The organism is Sphingomonas sp. M6A6_1c, assembly GCF_053345135.1.
In genome coordinates this window covers 92616-111774 of sequence record NZ_JBKEZO010000003.1, presented here as the reverse complement: position 1 = coordinate 111774, position 19159 = coordinate 92616, and the positions used below count along the sequence as shown (strand labels likewise).

The window sequence follows — 19159 nt, the reverse complement described above, 5'->3', positions numbered from 1 at the left end:
AGGGAGGAACGTCCGCGGACCGGCCAGCTTTACCGAAATGCGATGGACGGCCGGCTCATGCCGCGTCGGGCAGCGCCATCGTGCTGTCTATCAGCCGTTCCAGCGCCAGCACCAGGATCAGACGCTGGTCGATCGTCGCCAGCCCTTCCAAGAAATTCGCCGCGGGCGTCTCGCCGATATCGGGCAGCGGCTGCATGCCGTCGTCGGGCACGGTGACGATGTCGTTGACCGCATCGACGATCAGGCCCTGCAATTGCTCGCCGATGCGCACGACGATGATGACGTGGCGTGCCGACGGATCGGTCATCCCCCAGCCCAGCCGATGACTGAGATCGAGCACCGGCAGCACGATGCCGCGCAGGTTGACGACGCCGCGAACGTGCGGCGGCACGTTGGGCAATGGGGTGGCGGGCGACCAGGCGCGGATTTCGCGGATCGCCATGATATCGACGCCGAGGATCTGCTCGCCGATCTGGAAGGTAATGAGCTGGCGGGACATGGAACGGTCTCCTGAAAGGGCGATCAGTGCAGCACGCGGCGGATCGCCGCGGCAAGCTTTTCCGGGTGGAACGGCTTGACGATCCAGCCGGTCGCGCCGGCCGAACGGGCTCGCTGCTTCTTCTCGTCGGAGCTTTCGGTGGTCAGCACCAGGATCGGCAAATTGCGGTGCCGGTCCTGTTCGCGCACCTTCTCGATCAGGCCGAAGCCGTCGAGCCGGGGCATGTTGATGTCGGTGATCAGCAGGTCGGGCTCGACTCCGTCCAGCCGTTCCAGCGCCTGCACGCCGTCTTCCGCCTCGAGAACGTCATAGCCGAGGTCGGTCAACGCCGCTCTCAGCAGCATCCGCATACTCGGCGAATCGTCTACGGTCATGATGGTGCTGGGCACGGAACTTCCTTCACTGGGATAATTGGGGCGCATTAGAAGAATTCGACGTCGCCGACCGCGGCGACCGGGACGGGGACAGGGGCGACGCGCAATTGCTCGACCGGGCGGACGTTGGCGACGCGGCAGCGTGCGAGGCCCAGCGTCGGGCGGAACTCGACGCGGCGCGCGCCGTAGCCGCCGACGTCCTCGCCGACCAAAGCGATCCGCTCGTCACGCAGGAAACGACGTGCGAACAGCGCGTTGGTCGCACCGATGTCGCGGAAGCCGTCGCGCAGCGAGGCGCCGCCATAGATGCGCGCCTTCAGATTGGTGCGCGTGGCACCCATCGCCAGCATCGCGTTGATCAGCACCTCCATCGCATAGACGCCATAGCGCTGCAGCGACGAGACGTCGGTGTCGTTGCTCCCCGGTTCGGCGAGCAGGAAATGGTTGAGCCCGCCGACCTTGACGACCGGGTCGAACAGGCAGGCGGAGATGCAGCTGCCCAGCACGGTGGTCAGCACCGCCTCGGGATCGTCCGAGACCTTGGTCTCGCCCTGCATGATCGTGATTCGGCGGAGGCCATCGACCGTCCGTACGGCGCTTTTCATGCGCGGCACTCGGTGAGCAGGCGTGCCGCGATCCGCGACAGCGGCAATTGCACCGTCACCGCGCCGATCTGCTTGGCGGCGGCGGGCATGCCGTAGACGACGCAGCTATCCTGGTCCTGGCCGATCGTCATCGCGCCGGCATCCTTCATCTTCTTGAGGCCCTCGGCGCCATCGGCACCCATGCCGGTGAGGATCGCGCCGACCGCCGACGCCCCCGCCCAGCGCGCCACCGACAGGAACAACCGGTCGACCGAGGGGCGGTGGCCGCTCATCTTCTCGTCGGCGACCAGGCGGCAGCGGCGCAGCGTGCCGCCGGTGACCTCGAGATGGTGCGAACCGCCCGGCGCGACATAGACATGGCCCGGCTCCAGCGGCGCCCCGGAACGTGCGACGCTGACCTGCGGCGCCGACAGTCGGTCGAGCCGCGCGGCGAAGGTCGGCACGTAGGTTTCGGGCATGTGCTGGACGATCACCGTCGGCGGGCAATTGGCCGGGAAGCCCGACAACAGCTCGATCAGCGTCTCGACGCCGCCGGTCGACGATCCGATCGCGATCATCGCATCGGCACGCGGTTCGTAATCGGTCGCGGGCTTGGCGGCCGGCGTGACGAAGCGCGGGCGTCGGCGGCTCTTGGCGGCGGTGCGCACCAACTCGGCGAGATCGTCGCCCAGTCCTTCGCCGAACGCGGTCTTGGGCTTTTCGTAACAGTCGAACGCGCCGAGTTCGAGCGCGCGGATCGTCGCCTCCGCACCGCGCCCGGTCAGCGTCGACAGCATGACCACCGGCATCGGCCGCAACCGCATGATCTTCTCGAGGAATTCGAGGCCGTTCATGTCGGGCATCTCGATGTCGAGCGTGATCACGTCGGGGTTGAGCGCCTTGATCATCTCGCGCGCGCTGTGCGGCCCGTCGGCGGTGCCGATCACCTCGATATCGTCGTACCGAGACAGGCTGTGCGACACCATCGCGCGCATCGTCGGCGAATCGTCGACGATCAGGACGCGGGTCGGCGCGGTCTTGGGATGCGAGGCGATCATGACGCTACCTTCTGGAAAGTGGTCCGCCCGACGCAGGTGAACCGCGGCGCCACCGACGCGGCGAGCCGCTCCGAATGACCGATGTAGAGGAAGCCGCCCGGTTCGAGCTGGTCGGCGAGCCGCGACTGCAGCCGTTCCTTCGTCGTCTCGTCGAAATAGATCATCACGTTGCGGCAGAAGATCGCGTCGAACATGCCGCGCATCGGCCACGATTCGAGCAGGTTGAGCTTGCGGAACGCCACCCGCTCGCGGACCAGCGGATGCACCTCCGCCTGGTCGCCGTCGCGCGCCACCCAGACCGAGCGCAACGGCTGCGGAATGCTCGACGCCGTCTCCAGCGAATAGCGTCCGGCGCGCGCCGCCTCCAGGATTTCGGTCGAGAGGTCGGTGCCGAGCACGCGCAGATCGGTCCGCGCCAGCCGCTGTCCGTTGCCGCGTTCGGTGCCGAACATCGCCATCAGAAGCGAATACGGCTCCTCCCCGCTCGAACAGGCCGCCGACCAGATCCGCACCTTGCCGCGCGACGCGAGCCGCTGGTCGAGAGCGGGCCAGGCATGTTCCATGAAATGGTCGAAATGATGCGATTCGCGGAAGAAGCTGGTGTGGTTGGTGGTCAGCGCGTCGAGCGCGCGGGTCCGTTCCACCTCGTCCTGATCGATGAGATCGATATAATCGGCGAAGCAAGTCAGGCCGCAGGCGCGCACCCGCGGCGCCAGCCGGCCATAGACCAATTGCATCTTGCCCGGCGGCAGCAGAATGCCGGCCGCGTCGTAGACGAAGGCGCTGATCGCCGCATGATCCGCGGGTTCGAAACGGAATTCGGTCGGGCGGTTCGCCGCCAGCATCACCGCGCTCATGCCGCGAGGCCCAGCGGCGCGGCGACGACGCGGTCGCGCCGCCAGCGCGAGATCAGCGCATCGACGTCGAGGATCAGCGCGACGCGCCCGTCGCCGAGGATGGTCGCACCGGCAAGACCGGGGATCGCGGTGTAATTCGCCTCCAGGCTCTTCACCACGACCTGCCGCTGGTCCTGGATCGTATCGACCATCAGGATCGCCTGGCCGACGTCGGATTCGACGACGATCAGCACCGCCTGCGACGGATCGGTCTGCGCGCCGTCGATGCCGAGCTGTTCGGCGACGCGATGCACCGGCACGTAGGAGCCGCGGACGTCGAGCAGCGAGGCGCTCGGCCCGAGCACCTTCACGCCGTCCTGATCGGGACGCAGGCTCTCGACGATATGGCCGAGCGGGATGACGAAGGTCTGGTCGCCGACGGTGACGATCATGCCGTCGAGCACCGCTAGCGTCAGCGGCAACGACAGCGCGAAGCTGGAACCCGACCCGAAATGCGAGGTGATGCCGATCCGGCCGCCGAGCGCCTGGACGTTCTTGCGCACCACGTCCATGCCGACGCCGCGGCCCGAGATGTTGGAGACGGTCGCCGCGGTCGAGAAACCCGCCGCGAAGATCAGATTGTCGGTCTCCTCGTCGCTCAGCAAAGCGTCGGCAGCGATGATGCCGCGTTCGACCGCCTTGGCGCGGACGCGCTTGCGATCGATGCCGCGGCCGTCGTCGGCGACGGTGATGACGATCCGGCCGGAATGATGCGCCGCGGATAGCGTTACCACACCTTCTTCCGGCTTGCCCGCGGCGAGCCGCTCGGCCGGGGTCTCCAGGCCGTGGTCGACCGCGTTGCGGATGAGATGGGTCAGCGGTTCGCCGATCCGTTCGACCACGGTCTTGTCGACCTCGGTCATCTCGCCGACGATATCGAGGCGGACGCGCTTGCCGGTTTCGACCTCCAGCTCGCGGATGATACGCGGCACGCGGCTGAACACAGTCTTCATCGGCTGTGCGCGGATCGCCATCGTCGATTCCTGCAATTCGCGCGTCAGATGGTCTAGGTCGGTCAGCTCGGAAATCCCCGCCATCGCATGTTCGGACAGGCGCTGCGCCAGCATCGCCTGGGTGATGACCAGCTCGCCGACGAGGTTGACCAGCCGGTCGAGCTTGTCGAGATCGACGCGGATCGTCTGCGCGGGCGGCGCCACCGCGGCGCGCGGCGCGGCCTGCTCCGGTGGCAGCAGCGGCACCACCGGTGCCGGCGCGGGTGCCGTGGCCACCGGTGCGGGCGTCGGTGCCGGCGCCGGTGCGGGCGCGTCGAAATTCGCATCCAGCGTCGGCAGCGGCAGGTCGAACGGCAGGTCGTCGTCATTGTCCGCGATCGCCGCGCCGCCGATCCGCTCGATGCGCAGCTCGCACTCGCCCATGAACTCGAAGATCGCGCGAATGTCGTCCTCGGCGACCGCGGCCGGCACGATCGCGGTCCAGCCGAGATAGCAGCGCTCGGGATGCAATTGGTTGAGCGGCGGCAGCGCCGACAGATCGGCGGCGAGCACCTTGCCGTCCAGCATCGTCAATTCGCGCAGCAGCAGCAGCGGATCGCCGCCATTCTCCAGCGCGTCGGCACCGGGGACGAAGGTCACCTGCCAGTCGCCGGTCGCGCCGACCGGCGCGGGCGCCTCGCACAGGGCGAACAGATCGTCGAAATCGTCACCGGCGAACGCGACCGGCGCGAAGCCCATCTCGTCGGCGACCTCCTCGGCAGCGACCGGTGCCGCCGGGGTGGCAACCGGCGCGGGCGCCGCATCGGGCGAAGCGGCGGCAACGAGCCGCGCGAGCATCGCGCCGTCGGCGGGCGCGTCGCCACCGTCGCGCGCCGCGGTGACGTGGTCGCTCAGCATGTCGAACGCGCCGACGATCGTGCCGAGCAGGTCGGCGGTCAGCGTCAGCGTGCCGTTGCGCACCAGGTCGAGCAGCGTTTCGTATTCATGCGCATAGGCCTGCAACCGCTCGTGGCCGAAGGCGCCGGCGCCGCCCTTGATCGAATGGACCGCACGGAAGATCGTGTTGATCGTCTCGGGATCGTAATCGCCCTGGCGCACGCTGCCGAAGCTCGCCTCCATCGTGGCGAGGCCTTCGTCGCATTCCTGAAAGAAGATCTGCTGGATCTCGTCGAGGTTCATCATCAATCCTTTCAGGCGGCCAGATCGCGGTCGTCGTCGCCCGGCAGGTCGAGCGCCGCATCGAGCCCAGCGAGCGCGATCATCCGCGCCAGCGCCTCGCTGGGCTGGTCGATCCGGAAGTCCACATCCTGTTCCACCGCGGTGGCGCGGGCGCTGGCGAGCACCTGGAGGCAGGCGAGCCCCGCGCGCGTCACCTCGCTGCCGTCGAGATGGACCGGCTCACCGCGGTCGATGCGGTCGAGCAGCGCGACGCGCAGCGGACCGGCCGCCGACGTATCGAGCATCTCGGGAAGCAGGGAAGTGGCGGGCAGGGACATGCGGGTTCGACTTTCGATACGTTCGAAACGGGTTAGAATTCGGACCAATCGTCGCCGGCGACCGCGACGGCGGTCCCCCGGTGCGACTGTCCGGCGATGCGGCGGCCCTCGTCGGCGGCGCGGCGCTGCAGACGGTGGACGCGATTGTCGGTCGGCACCGCCTTCAGCGCGGGCTGGGCCGGGCGCCCGGTGCGGAAGCGCACCATCTGCGCGACCAGCTCGCTCGCGTCGGAAGACAGGTTGCGCGCGGCGGCGGTCGCCTGTTCGACCATCGCGGCATTCTGCTGCGTGACGCCGTCCATCTCGCCGACCGCGACGTTGACCTGCTGCAGGGCGGTCGCCTGCTGCTCGGCGGCGGTGGCGATCTGCGCGACCAGCCCGCTGATCTCGCCGAACCGGCCGATCAGCCGCTGCAACGCCTCGCCGGTCGCGCTGACCAGCGCGACGCCGGCATCGACCTGCACCGACGAAGCGGTGATCCGCGTCTTGACGTCCTTGGCCGCTTCCGCCGAGCGCTGGGCGAGCGCCCGCACTTCGGAGGCGACGACCGCGAAGCCGCGGCCCGCGTCACCGGCCCGCGCCGCCTCGACCCCGGCGTTCAGCGCGAGGAGGTTGGTCTGGAAGGCGATGCCGTCGATCACCGAGATGATCTCCGAAATCTCGTCGGAGGCGCGTTCGATCCCGCCCATCGCGTCGACCGCGCGGGCGACGACCTGGCCCGATTCCTCGGCCTCGCCGCGCGCCGCGCCGACGACGCCGTTGGCGCGCTCGGCCCGCGCCGCGGTGTCGCGGACGGTGGCGGTGATCTGCTGCATCGCCGCCGCGGTCTGCTCGAGGCTCGCCGCCTGCTGTTCGGTGCGCTGCGACAGATCGTCCGACGCCTGCAGGATGTCGCCCGAGCCGCCGTCGATGCTCGCGGCGGCGTGATTGACCGCTGCGACCGCTGCCATCATCGCCTCCATCGCGACGTTGAAGTCGCTGCGCAGCGCCTCGAACTCGGCCGGAAAGTCGCTGGTGATGCGGAAGGTCAGATTGCCCTGCGCGAGATGCCCCAGCCCCTCGGCCAGCGCGCCCGCCATCGCCCGCTGCGCGCCGGCGGTATTGGCTTCCTCCATGTTGTGGCGGAAGATCGCCATCGCCTTGGTCATCCGGCCGACGCAATCCTTGTTGTCGGTATGCGCGATCGGCGCCTGCAGATCGCCCGCGGCGAGCGCCTCCATGCGCAGCACCGTCTGGACATAGGGCCGGCACATGATGCCGCCGGCGAACAGCGTCGTCACGCACATCACGACGACGGTCAGTGCCGCGACGCCGATGTCGATCGCCGGGCTGGTATGGATCATGCCCGTCGACGCCCCCGCCGTGATCGCGACCAATATGGCACCGAGCAGCGCCTGCATTCCTGCGAGGACGCGGAATTTGACGCGGATCGGCGCGCGTTTCTCGAACCAGCTCAACATCGGCAACGTCTCCATCGACGACCGGCGGAAACGGTCCGTCCGGTCCATGACGATGGGGGGTGGCAGCATCGACTTAACGCGACGTTGACCACCCATTTTGGGTGTAATCAGATTGGTGCGGTGCCGGCGCTCGCGCTGCGCGGCATGGCCGCGATCGGTGACGAACCGCGTGCGGCCGGCGGAAGAGCGGCGGCAAGCACGGTCGCGATGATCGATACGATGAAACTGCACGCTGCCCCCCTTCCCTTCTTCCTAGAGCGGACCGGCCGTGGCCGGTCGCGATCGCTTAGAATTCCGACCAATCGTCCGATGCGACCGCGACCGCGGTACCACCGCCGGTGCCGGTGCGCCGCGCCGAGCGCGCGATGCGGCGGCCGGCGTCGGCGGCACGGTCCTGCAGCTGATGCACCACCGGCACCGCGCGCAGGACGGGTTCGCCGGCGTTCAGCTTGAAGCGCGCGACCTGACGGGCCAGCTCGTCGGCCTCGGCCGACAGGCTGCGCGCGGCGGCGGTCGCTTCCTCGACCATCGCGGCATTCTGCTGGGTGACGCCGTCCATCTCGCTGACCGCGGTGTTGACCTGCTGCAGGCCGGTCGCCTGCTGCTCGGCGGCCGAGGCGATCTGGCCGACCAGCGTGCTGATCTCGCCGATGCGGCCGATGATCCGGTCGAGCGCCTTGCCGGTCTCGCTGACCAGCTCGACGCCGGCATCGACCTGTTCGGACGAGGCGGTGATGCGCGTCTTGACGTCCTTGGCCGCTTCGGCCGACCGCTGGGCGAGCGCGCGCACTTCGGAGGCGACGACCGCGAAGCCGCGGCCCGCGTCACCGGCACGCGCCGCCTCGACGCCGGCGTTGAGCGCCAGCAGGTTGGTCTGGAAGGCGATGCCGTCGATGACCGAGATGATGTCGGAGATTTCGTTCGAGGAACGCTCGATCCCGCCCATCGCTTCGACCGCACGGCGGACGACCTGACCCGATTGCTCGGCGTCGATACGTGCTTCCTCGACGACGCTGTTGGCGCGCACCGCGCCAGCGGCGGTCTGCCGGACGGTCGAGGTGATCTCGTCCATCGCCGCCGCGGTTTCCTCCAGGCTCGCCGCCTGCTGCTCGGTGCGCTGCGACAGATCGTCGGACGCCTGGCGGATGTCGATCGCGCCGTTGTTGATCCCGCTGGTCGCTTCGGTCACGGCGCGCATCGTCTCGGCGACCGCATCCAGCGCCCGGTTGTAATCGACGCGCACCCGCTCGTAATCCGCGGGGAAGCTCTGCTCGATCCGGAAGCTGAGGTCGCTCGCCGCCAGCCGCGTCAGCCCCTCGCCGAGCGTGCCGACGACCTGCTGCTGCGCGGCGGCGGCGGCCTGGACGGTTTCGGCATTCTGCTTGAAGACGCTGACCGCGCGCGACATCCGGCCGATGCAGTCGCGATGGTCGGCGAACGGGATCGGCGCCTTGAGGTCGCCCGCGGCCAGTTCCTCCATGCGGACGACCGATGCGACATAGGGATCGCTGATCGCCTTGCCGCTGACCAGGACCGCGACGACCGTCACGACGAACAGCACGGCGGCGACGACGACGTAGATCGTCGCTTCGGCGGGCGTCGCCTCCGCGGCGAGATAGGTCGTCGCGACCCCGGTCGCGGCCACGGTGCCGTGCAGTGCGAGCAAAACCTTGAACTTGGTACGGATGGGCGCGTGATTCGCGAACCAGTTAAACATCATCAGGTCCTTCGATGAAGGCGGACGCTCCCGCCGATCCCGGCCTCTTCATCGTTTCGAATCAGCCTCTAACGTTCAAATTGGACCGAAAGTCTGAAGACCTCGTTAAATACAGCCAATCTGAACGGACCTGTTGCCATTATAGAACGGCTTTTAAAGGAATCGTGCCCGATGCGGCCATGATCGCCGTTGTCACCGCGCCGTCGTGCAACGGTCGCGGTTCTGTCACGCGCCTACGTCACCAGCCTCCCTGAAAGCGCATCGGCGCCAGGGGGATAAGAGCATGATCGAACGGTTTCGGTGGGTCGGCGTCGCCTCGGCCGCATTGCTGATGGCGCAGGCCGCCGAGGCGCAGGAGGTGCCGCAGGACACCGCCGCCGCGGTGACGCAGAGCGACGACGGGACGACCGGCGGCGCCGGCGGCGACATCGTCGTCATGGGCTTCGGCCAGAGCCGGCAGGTGCAGACGGTATCCGCGATCGACATGGAGCGGCTGACCCCGGGCACCTCGCCGCTGAAGGCGGTCGCCAAGCTGCCCGGCGTCAACTTCCAATCGTCCGACGCCTTCGGTGCCTATGAATGGTCGACGCGCATCTCGCTGCGCGGCTTCAACCAGAACCAGCTCGGCTTCACCCTCGACGGCGTGCCGCTCGGCGACATGAGCTACGGCAACGTCAACGGGCTGCACATCAGCCGCGCGATCATCTCCGAAAACCTGGCGACGACGACGGTGGCGCAGGGTGCCGGCGCGCTCGGCACCGCATCGACCAGCAATCTCGGCGGCACGCTGCAATTCACCAGCCGCAAGCCCTCCGATACCCCCGATCTCGTCGCCTCGGGCACCTATGGCAGCGACCAGACCTATCGCGCCTTCGTCCGCGCCGAGAGCGGCGACATGGGCGGCGGGCTAAAGGGCTATCTGAGCTACGGCTTCCTCACCACCGACAAGTGGAAGGGCCAGGGCGTCCAGCGTCAGCACCAGGCCAACGCCAAACTGGTCAAGGATTTCGGCGAGCGCGGCAGCATCACCGGCTTCGTCGATTTCTCCGACCGGCGCGAGAACGACTATCAGGATCTCAGCCTCGACATCATCCGCCGCCGCGGGCTGAACAACGACAACATCACCGGCAACTATCCGCTCGCGCTGCAAATCGGATAGGTCTACGCGAATCAACAGACGCGTGCCGGCAGCGCCACCGCCGCTTTACCGTATCCGTCGTCAGGCCTTTCCTTCCCGACCGGCATCGCGACGGTGGACGACGTCTATTACGATGCAGGCGGTCTCCGTCGCGACTGGCTGGGTGGCCTGACCTTCGACGCACGTTTGACCAGCAATCTGTCGATCACATCGACCAGCTATTACCACCACAACAAGGGACAGGGATCGTGGATCACGCCCTACCTTGCCACACCGGCAGGCGCGCCCAACGCCGACGGTTCCCCGATCACCAACCCGGCGCCGCTCTCGTTCCGCACCACAGAATACGGCATCGACCGGGCCGGCAATCTGACGCGGCTGCTCATCGAGACAGGAGCCAACCGGTTCGAACTCGGCGGCTGGTACGAAAGCAACACGTTTACTCAGGCACGTCGGTTCTACGGCATGGCTGCCGGCACCACCCCTAATCGCGAGACGCTTGCCTTCCAGTCCAACCCGTTCGCGACGCAATACAACGGCAAATACGATACGGAGACGCTACAGTATCACGTCGCCGACACGCTCGACCTAGGCCCGCTGACGCTGAACGGCGGGTGGAAGGGCATGCGCGTCCGCAACCAGGCGAACCTGCTCACTGGCGTACTCGTCGCTGGAAAAATCCAGGCGCGCGATTGGTTCCTGCCGCAGATCGGCGCATTGTATCGGCTGGGTGGCGGCGTCGAGGCGTTCGCCAGCTACACGGAGAACATGCGTGCCTTCGTTTCCGCTGCGACGGCGGGGCCGTTCGCGACCACGCAGGCCGGCTTCGATGCGATCCGCTCGACCTTGAAGCCGGAGACGTCGAAGACCGTCGAGGGCGGCGTCCGCCTCCATAGCGGCGGCTTGCAGGTGTCTGCGGTCGGCTATTACGTCGACTTCGCCAATCGCCTGCTGTCCTTTTCCAACGGCGCCGGCATCATCGGCAATCCGCCGACGCTGAACAACGCCGGCAACGTCGAGAGCTATGGCGCCGAAGCGTCGGCAAGCTATCGCATCGTCCGGCCGCTGACGCTGTTCGCCAGCTATTCCTACAACAAATCGACCTATCAGGACGACGTGCTCAGCGCGGCGGGCATCGTCTTGTCGCCGACCAAGGGCAAGACGGTGGTCGATACGCCAGAACATATGGTCAAGGGCGAGATCGTCTATGACGACGACCGCTTCTTCGCGCGCGCCGGTGGCGATTACATGACGAAGCGCTACTTCACCTATCTCAACGACCAGTCGGTCGGGGCGCGGCTGCTGGTCGATGCGAGCATCGGCTACCGGCTGCATGGCCTCGGTGGCGTTCTGGAGGGACTGGCGATCGAGGGCAGCGTCACCAACCTGACCGACAAGCGCTACATCGCGACGATCGGCAGCAACGGCTATGTCGCCAGCGGCGACAACCAGACGCTGCTCGCCGGTGCGCCGCGCCAGTGGTTCGTCACTTTACGCCGCGGCTTCTGACCCGCCGGGGGTCAGCGGGTGCCGAGCAGGCGACGATATTCCTGCTCGGCATGCCCGTAGGTGTCGCCGGCAAGCGTCATCAGCTTGCCGCGGTCGCGCACCACGACGCGGCCGCGAAAGGCACGGATCGCCTGTTCCTCTTCCAGCCGGTGCAGCGCGTCGGTGACGCTGCTGCGCCTCACGCCGAGCATCAGCCGGAACTCCTCGTGCGTCATGCAGATGTCGTCCTCGCGGACGCGATCGTGATAGAGCAGGATCCAGCGTGCCATGCGCCGCTCGATCGGGTGGGCAAGTGACGAGACGATCGTCCGCCCCATCTGCAGCATCAGCGTCTGGACGAACCGCAGCAGCAGAGCGCGCAATCCCGCGCTCTGCTCGACCGCTGCGAGCAGCACGGGGGCGGGCAGGCGCAGCGCCGCGCCATGTTCGGCGCGCATCGTCACGTCATAGGGCGAGCGGTCGTCGCCGAGCAGCAGCGGCCAGCCGATGAACCCCTCCGCCCCGACCAGCGCCACCGCATAGCGCCGGTCGCCCTCCAGCGCGTCGAGGATGCCGGCGATGCCGTCGTCGAGGAAGCAGACGCTGGCGATCCGTTCGCCGGCGCTGGCGATATCGTCGCCCACCGCGAACGTCACCCGTTCCAGATGTGGTGCCAGCATCGCCCAATCCGCATCCGCCAAGTGCAGCAGCAGCCGGTTGCTGGTGCCCCGATCCTGCGTGCCGATCACGCTCTTCAACCCCGTCGCCATCCGCCGTCCGCATCCCCCCGCCGCTTCGTCGACACCCTTTGGTCCGATTCCGTACAGCAACATAGATTGATCAAGGTTGTTCCTCGACAGTAACAACAGGAGGAATCATGTCCGTCACCCGCACGTCCGCGCGCACCGCGACCGCATTTGCCGTCGCGCTGCTCGCCTCGACCGCCGTCCGGGCGCAGTCCGCCCCCTCGCCGAGCGCGCCGCCGCCGCCCGCACCGCCCGCCACCGCGACGCAGCCGCCCAAGGCGGCACCCGACATGCAGGCGGTGCTCGACGCGCTCGCCGGGCTCGGCGGCAAGCCGATCGAGACGCTGACCCCGGCCGAGGCGCGTATGCAGCCGTCCGCCGCCGACGGCGCCAAGGCGGTGATGGCGAAGCGCGGCATGCCGACGACGCCCGACGCCTCCGTGACGACGCAGGACAGGCCCTATGGCGTCGATCCCAAGCAGTTCGCGCGCATCTACAAGCCCGCCATTGCCCCCGCCGGCGGTGCGCCGCTGCCGGTGATCGTCTATTATCACGGCGGCGGCTGGGTGATCGCCGACGTCGATACCTATGACGCGGCACCGCGCGCGATGGCCAAGGCGCTCAACGCGATCGTCGTCTCGGTGGAATATCGCCACGCGCCCGAGTTCAAGTTCCCGGCGCAGCATGACGATGCCGCCGCCGCCTATCGCTGGACGCTGCAGAATGCGGCGGGCTGGGGCGGCGATCCCGCCAAGGTCGCGCTCGCCGGGGAAAGCGCCGGCGGCAATCTCGCCGTCGCGACCGCGATCTATGCCCGCGACAATCGCCTGACCGCGCCGGTGCACGTCATCTCGATCTATCCGATCGCCAACAGCAGCAAGACGCTGCCCTCGCGTCGCGATTCGGCGAATGCCAAGCCGTTGAATGCGGCGATGCTCGGCTGGTTCGGGTATTACTATCAGACGCGTGCCGCCGATGCGCAGGACCCGCGGCTCAACCTCGTCGCCGCCGATCTGCGCGGCCTGCCGCCGACGACGATCATCAACGCGCAGATCGATCCGCTGCGCTCTGACGGCGAGACGCTTGCCGCAGCGATGCGCAAGACGGGCGATCAGGTCGAACAACGCACCTTCCCCGGCGTCACGCACGAATTCTTCGGCATGGGACAGGTCGTCCGCGGCGCCAAGGACGCCAACGACCTCGCCGTCGCACGGCTGAAGACGGCGTTCGCCGCACCGGCGCGCAAGCGCTGATCCGTACGCGGGGCGGAATCGTCCGCCCCGCGTTACCTGTTTGAACAGGAGACCTTCGATGACCGACGCCCCCATCCGCTACCGCCCCGATGTCGAGGACGTGCAGCCCGACGAGGCCGAGACGATCGCCGCATTGTGCACCACCTTCGACACGATCCTGGAGCGCACCGCCGAGGATTACGGCCACGCCGTCCGCTCGGTCCACGCCAAGGCGCATGCCCTGCTCGAAGGCGAACTGACCGTCGATGCCGGCCTGCCGCCGGAGCTTGCGCAGGGATTGTTCGCCGACGCCGGCACGCACAAGGTGCTGCTGCGCCTGTCGACCAACGCTGGCGACATCCTACCCGACGCGATCAGTCTGCCGCGCGGGCTCGCGATGAAGGTGTTCGACGTTAAGGGCGCGCGGCTGCCCGGCGCCGAGGGCACGTCGCAGGATTTCGTGATGGTCAACGGCACGGTGTTCCAGGCCAAGACCGCCGACAAATTCCTCGGCAACCTCAAGCTCCTCGCCAAGACCACCGACCGGCTGGAGGGCACCAAGAAGGTGCTGTCGTCGGTGCTGCAGGGCGTGCGCGCGACGCTGGAGACGGTCGGCGTCGAGAGCGCCGCGCTCAATTCGCTGGGCGGCGCGCCCAACGTCGATCCGCTCGGCGAGACCTATTACAGCGTCACGCCGTTCCGCTACGGCGATTATATCGCCAAGTTCAGCCTGAAGCCGATCGCACCGGAGATGACGGCACTGACCGGCAAGACGATCGACGTCGACGGTCGCGAAGATGCGATCCGCGACGAAGTGCGCAGCGAGATGCGCACGATCGACGCCGCCTGGGAATTTCGTGTCCAATTGTGCCGCGACCTCGACCGCCAGCCGATCGAGGACCCGACGGTGGAATGGGACGAGGACGAGGCGCCGTTCCACCGCGTCGGCATCGTCCGCGCCGCCGCGCAGGAAAGCTGGTCGGAGGACAATGTCCGTGCGATCAACGAGGAGAGCCGCTTCAGTATCTGGACGGGGCTCGACGCGCATCGCCCGCTCGGCAACATCAACCGCGCGCGCAACGAACCCTATCGCCACTCCGCCGACTTCCGCGCGCGGGTGAACGGCTGCCCGTATCACGAGCCGATGGGGGCGTAAGCGTCTCCATCGGGCAGGCGCATCAGGAGCCGTACGTAATGTCTGATGTACCCCCGCGAAGGCCGGGGCCTAGTTGGGAAGGCTGTTGTAAGTCATCACAGACCTTCACCCAACTGGACCCCGGCCTCCGCCGGGGTACAGCCCCGCTGAAATGTCAGCGGCTGACGAACTGCTGCTGTGACGGCGAGTAGCGTGTGCCGTGGATCTCGATCCCGGCCAGCGCGGCATCTATGCGCGTCAGATCCGCGGCCCCCAGCACGACGTCAGCCGCGCCGAGATTCTCTTCGAGCCGATGCAGCTTCGTCGTCCCCGGGATCGGCACGATCCACGGCCGCTGCGCCAGCAGCCAGGCGAGCGCAATCTGCGCGGGCGTCACGGCCTTCTCCGCCGCCAGCATCGCGATGAGATTGACCAGCGCCTGATTGGCCTGCCGCGTCTCCGCGGCGAAGCGGGGCACGTTGCTGCGGAAGTCGTTGGCGTCGAACGTCGTGTTCGCGTCGATCTTGCCGGTCAGGAAGCCGCGGCCGAGCGGCGCGAACGGGACGAAGCCGATGCCGAGTTCCTCCAGCAGCGGCAGGATCTCCGCCTCGGGCTCGCGCCACCACAAGGAATATTCGCTCTGCAACGCGGTGACCGGCTGCACCGCATGCGCGCGGCGGATCGACTCGGTGCCCGCCTCCGACAGGCCGAAATGGCGCACCTTGCCGGCCCGGATCAGTTCACCAACCGTGCCCGCGACATCCTCGATCGGGACGTTCGGATCGACGCGGTGTTGATAGAGCAGATCGATATGGTCGGTGCGCAGCCGGGTCAGCGCCGCATCGGTGACCGCACGGATATTCTCGGGCCGGCTATCGAGCCCTTCGGTGGTCACGCCGTTGGTGAAGCCGAACTTGGTCGCGATCATGACCGAATCGCGCACCGGCGCGAGTGCCTCGCCGAGCAAATCCTCGTTGGCGCCCCGCGCATAGGCCTCGGCGGTGTCGAAGAAGGTGACGCCGCGGTCGTGCGCGCCGCGCAACAGCCTGATCGCCTCGCCGCGCTCGGTGGCGGGGCCGTAGGCGTGGCTCAGCCCCATGCAGCCGAGCCCCAGCGCCGACACTTCGAGCCCGCGGCCCAATATACGCGTCTGCATCGTTCGTCCTCCAATTGGTTGGGACGCAAGATAGGGCTGCGTGGTGCGCGCGATTAGACAGGCCGCGTCGCTTGGGCCTATGAATGCCGGTCATGAGTTCCGATCTGCGCCGCGAAGACCTCGCCAGCCTGGCGTTGTTCCTGACGGTCGCCGAGGAGCGCAGCTTCACCCGCGCCGCGGTCCGCCTCGGCCTGTCGCAATCGGCGTTGAGCCATGCGATGCGCCGGCTCGAAACCAAGCTGGGCCTGCGCCTGCTGACCCGCACCACGCGCAGCGTCGCGCCGACCGAAGCGGGCGAACGCCTGATCGAGACGCTGCGACCGGCGCTCGACGCGATCGACGGTCGCATCGCCGCGCTGACCGAATTGCGCGAAAAGCCGGCGGGCACGGTGCGGATCACCACCCCCGAACAGCCCGCGCGGACCATCCTGTGGCCGGCGATCGACCGGCTCACCGCCGCCTATCCCGACATCTGCGTCGAGCTCGATCTCGACGCGAGCCTGACCGACATCGTCGCCGGACGTTTCGACGCCGGGGTGCGACTCGGCGAGCGGCTGGAACAGGACATGATCGCGGTGCCCATCGGCCCGCGGCTGCGGATGGCGACGGTCGCGGCGCCGGATTATCTCGCCCGCCGCGGCGCGCCGGCAACGCCGCACGATCTCGCCGACCACGCGTGCATCAACCGGCGGATGCCCAACGGCAGCCTGTATGTCTGGGAATATGAGAAGGATGGCCGCGTACTCAACGTCAAGGTCGAAGGCCAGATCGTCGTCAACGACGTCGATCTGATCCTCGCCGCGGCGCGCGACGGCCATGGCCTCGCGCATGTGGTCGAGGATCGGGTCCAAACTTTGGTCGCGGACGGGACGCTCGTCCGCCTGTTCGCCGAATGGTGTCCGCCGTTCGACGGGTATTTTCTTTATTATCCGTCGCGCCGCCAACCCTCGGCGGCATTTGCGCTGGTATTGGAAGCCCTGCGTTATCGCGATCCGGTCGCATAAGCGAACGTCTTACGACCCGATCTTGGTAGAAAACTGCGCCGGTCGTCGCCGCCTGCAAATTTTTAACTACGGTGATGGCCGACAGCTCTGCGGGCGGGGTGCGGCTAAATCCTTATCGTACCCAGATTAACCGCCGACCGCCGACGTCACGGCCTTCCGTCCGCCATGGAAAGATCGAGCTTTTACATAGAGTTATCCGGGCAAACGATCCGCAGCCGCTTTGTGTCCATTTTTAACTCATCTTTACGAATTGGGTCATAGATGGACATAACAATATCAAGTGGAGTCCGCGATGTCCCTCGCCAAGAAAAGCACGATTTCCCTCTCCGGCGAGGCGAGCACTCGTGCCGGCGCCATGAACAGCAGCAGCGTCCGCCTGACCGCCGATGCCGAAAAGCGCCGTGCGCGCACGTTCGCGCGCCAGCAGAAGGGCTCGGAGCGGCTCGCCTCCGCCACCGCCGAACTGTCCAGCGGCATCGCCGAAGCCTCGTCGGCGTCCGAGGAATTGCGCAAGGCCGCCGAGCAGATCAGCGTCGGTGCCGAACAGGCCTCGGCCGCGGCGCAGCAGACGATGAAGTCGATGACGCTCGCCTCCGACCGCCTGCGCGAGATGAAGACGCGCGCCGACGGCTCGGCGACGCTGACCCAGTCGCTGTCCAACCTCGTCGCGACGACGAGCAGCGACGTCGCCAATTCGCTCAGCGCGATCGTCCGCGCCTCGGAGCGCCAGGAGGCGTCGGTGAAGCTGGTCGAGGAACTCGACCGTCAGGCGAGCGCGATCGGTGAGGTGGTCAAGGCCGTCGCCCGCATCGCCGACCAGACCAACCTGCTCGCGCTCAACGCCGCGATCGAGGCGGCGCGCGCCGGCCAGCACGGCAAGGGCTTCGCCGTCGTCGCCGACGAGGTGCGCACGCTTGCCGAGACCAGCGAGAAGTCGGCGCGCGACATCCAGGACCTCATCGTCCAGGTGCAGGACGACGTACGGCAGGTCGCCGAGGGCATCGAGAAATCGGCGACTTCGGCGCGCGAGGAGGCGCAGAAGGGCACGATCGTCACCGCCGGGCTCGACCGCATCCGCGAGGAGATGGCGGACATCCTGAAGGGCTGTACCCTGATCGCCAATGGCGCCGAGGATGCCGTACAGGCGGCCAACGAAGCGCTGAAGGGCGCCGAGGTGATCGCCGCCGCCGCCGAGCAGCAGGCCGCCGCCTGCCAGGAATCGAGCAACACGATCGAACAGCAGACCGGCGCGCTCGAACAGAGCGAGCAGGCCGCGCAGGAGCTCGGCCAGCTCTCCGAAGAGCTGAAGAACAGCACCAACATCAGCAAGAGCGCCGAGGAAGTCGCGTCCGCCGCCGAGGAACTGTCGAGCGCGGTGGAGGAGATCAACCGCGCCTCGGTCCAGGTGTCGACCGCGCTGGAGCAGATCAACCGCGGCTCGCAGCAGTCCGCCGCCGCCACCCAGCAGTCGGCGACCGCGATCGAGCAGATCGAACAGAACGCCAAGGCCGCGGCGCAGGCCGCCGCGTCGGGCGCCGAGAAGGGCGAGGAAATCGCCAAATTGCTCGACGAGAACAAGACGCTGGTCGGTGCGATGATGCAGGGGGTCGCCGCATCGGTTGCCGCCGGCCGCAACAGCCGCGACCAGATCAGCGCGCTTGAGCAGGTCAGCCGCCGCATCGACAAGATCATCGATGCGATCACCACCGTGTCGATCCAGACCAACATGCTCGCGGTCAGCGGCTCGGTCGAGGCGGCGCGGGCCGGTGAATTTGGCAAGGGCTTCGCGGTCGTGTCGACCGACATCCGCAACCTCGCCCGCGATTCGGCGGAGAATGCCGAGCGAATCAAGGACACGGTGAAGAGCATCCAGGACACGATCGGCATCGTCCGCACCGATTTGCAGGACATCGCCGACACCGCCGCTGGCGAGGTCGAGAAGAGCCGGACGATCTCCTCCGGGCTGGAGCGGATCGCCGCCGACGTCAGCGAAGTCGTGCGCGGCAACGGCGAGATCTCCGATGCCGCCGGCGACGTCGCCCGCGCGCTCGGCGAGACGCAGATCGCGATCGAGCAGATCGCCACCGCCGCGCAACAGGCGGTGCGCACCTCGAACGAGGCGAGCAACGCCGCGCGCGAACAGGCGCGCGGTGCCGAACAGCTCGCCGCCGCGATCGAAGAGATCGCCTCGCTGGCCGACGAACTGCAGGCCGCCTGATCCCC

At 67.7% G+C, this 19159-nt stretch carries 15 protein-coding genes and 1 pseudogene; 5 read left to right on the top strand and 11 right to left on the bottom strand.

What is annotated here, in order from left to right; all coding sequences use genetic code 11:
• Positions 1-55: 55 nt before the first annotated feature.
• From ACLBWH_RS06590 to ACLBWH_RS06550, 9 genes are all read right to left on the bottom strand, one after another.
• Complete coding sequence (locus ACLBWH_RS06590) at positions 56-499, bottom strand: chemotaxis protein CheW (RefSeq protein ID WP_322850835.1); 444 nt, start codon at positions 497-499, stop codon at positions 56-58.
• A gap of 23 nt (positions 500-522) precedes the next feature.
• Positions 523-888: a response regulator gene (locus ACLBWH_RS06585; RefSeq protein WP_322850834.1), complete on the bottom strand. Its 366-nt coding sequence runs from the start codon at positions 886-888 to the stop codon at positions 523-525.
• Between the two features lie 32 nt (positions 889-920).
• Positions 921-1478, bottom strand: coding sequence for a chemotaxis protein CheD (locus ACLBWH_RS06580; protein WP_447797668.1), 558 nt, complete (start codon positions 1476-1478; stop codon positions 921-923).
• Complete coding sequence (locus ACLBWH_RS06575; RefSeq protein ID WP_447797666.1) at positions 1475-2515, bottom strand: protein-glutamate methylesterase/protein-glutamine glutaminase; 1041 nt, start codon at positions 2513-2515, stop codon at positions 1475-1477. The genes ACLBWH_RS06580 and ACLBWH_RS06575 overlap by 4 nt, the downstream gene beginning before the upstream one ends.
• On the bottom strand, positions 2512-3372 hold the full coding sequence (locus ACLBWH_RS06570) for a CheR family methyltransferase (protein WP_447797664.1): 861 nt from the start codon (positions 3370-3372) through the stop codon (positions 2512-2514). The genes ACLBWH_RS06575 and ACLBWH_RS06570 overlap by 4 nt, the downstream gene beginning before the upstream one ends.
• A complete protein-coding gene (locus ACLBWH_RS06565; RefSeq protein ID WP_447797662.1) occupies positions 3369-5543 on the bottom strand; it encodes a chemotaxis protein CheA in 2175 nt (724 codons plus the stop codon). Before ACLBWH_RS06565 ends, ACLBWH_RS06570 begins: the two co-directional genes overlap by 4 nt.
• Before the next feature lie 11 nt (positions 5544-5554).
• Positions 5555-5860, bottom strand: a complete 306-nt coding sequence (locus ACLBWH_RS06560) for an STAS domain-containing protein (RefSeq protein WP_322850829.1) — start codon at positions 5858-5860, stop codon at positions 5555-5557.
• A 32-nt stretch (positions 5861-5892) separates the two neighbouring features.
• Entirely contained in the window at positions 5893-7320 is a 1428-nt protein-coding gene (locus ACLBWH_RS06555; protein WP_447798197.1) for a methyl-accepting chemotaxis protein, read from the bottom strand.
• A gap of 286 nt (positions 7321-7606) precedes the next feature.
• Positions 7607-9040 (bottom strand): methyl-accepting chemotaxis protein, encoded by a 1434-nt coding sequence (locus ACLBWH_RS06550; protein ID WP_447797660.1) that lies wholly within the window; start codon positions 9038-9040, stop codon positions 7607-7609.
• A 280-nt stretch (positions 9041-9320) separates the two neighbouring features.
• Between ACLBWH_RS06550 and ACLBWH_RS06545 the strand changes: the two are divergent.
• Positions 9321-11684: pseudogene (locus ACLBWH_RS06545) on the top strand (TonB-dependent receptor).
• Between the two features lie 11 nt (positions 11685-11695).
• Here the strand turns inward: ACLBWH_RS06545 and ACLBWH_RS06540 are convergent.
• Entirely contained in the window at positions 11696-12433 is a 738-nt protein-coding gene (locus tag ACLBWH_RS06540) for a Crp/Fnr family transcriptional regulator (protein WP_447797658.1), read from the bottom strand.
• Between the two features lie 107 nt (positions 12434-12540).
• On the opposite strand from ACLBWH_RS06540, the gene ACLBWH_RS06535 reads away from it, so the two are divergent.
• Both ACLBWH_RS06535 and ACLBWH_RS06530 read left to right on the top strand, forming a co-directional pair.
• Entirely contained in the window at positions 12541-13662 is a 1122-nt protein-coding gene (locus tag ACLBWH_RS06535) for an alpha/beta hydrolase (RefSeq protein WP_447797656.1), read from the top strand.
• Positions 13663-13720: 58 nt separating this feature from the next.
• A complete protein-coding gene (locus ACLBWH_RS06530; protein ID WP_447797654.1) occupies positions 13721-14797 on the top strand; it encodes a catalase family protein in 1077 nt (358 codons plus the stop codon).
• Between the two features lie 154 nt (positions 14798-14951).
• Here the strand turns inward: ACLBWH_RS06530 and ACLBWH_RS06525 are convergent, their stop codons facing one another.
• The gene (locus ACLBWH_RS06525; RefSeq protein WP_447797653.1) at positions 14952-15932 is read right to left on the bottom strand and encodes an aldo/keto reductase; all 981 of its coding nucleotides are present in this window, start codon (positions 15930-15932) and stop codon (positions 14952-14954) included.
• A gap of 104 nt (positions 15933-16036) precedes the next feature.
• On the opposite strand from ACLBWH_RS06525, the gene ACLBWH_RS06520 reads away from it, so the two are divergent.
• Positions 16037-16936: a LysR family transcriptional regulator gene (locus ACLBWH_RS06520; RefSeq protein WP_447798196.1), complete on the top strand. Its 900-nt coding sequence runs from the start codon at positions 16037-16039 to the stop codon at positions 16934-16936.
• A 292-nt stretch (positions 16937-17228) separates the two neighbouring features.
• Positions 17229-19154, top strand: coding sequence for a methyl-accepting chemotaxis protein (locus ACLBWH_RS06515; RefSeq protein WP_447797651.1), 1926 nt, complete (start codon positions 17229-17231; stop codon positions 19152-19154).
• Positions 19155-19159 lie beyond the last annotated feature (5 nt).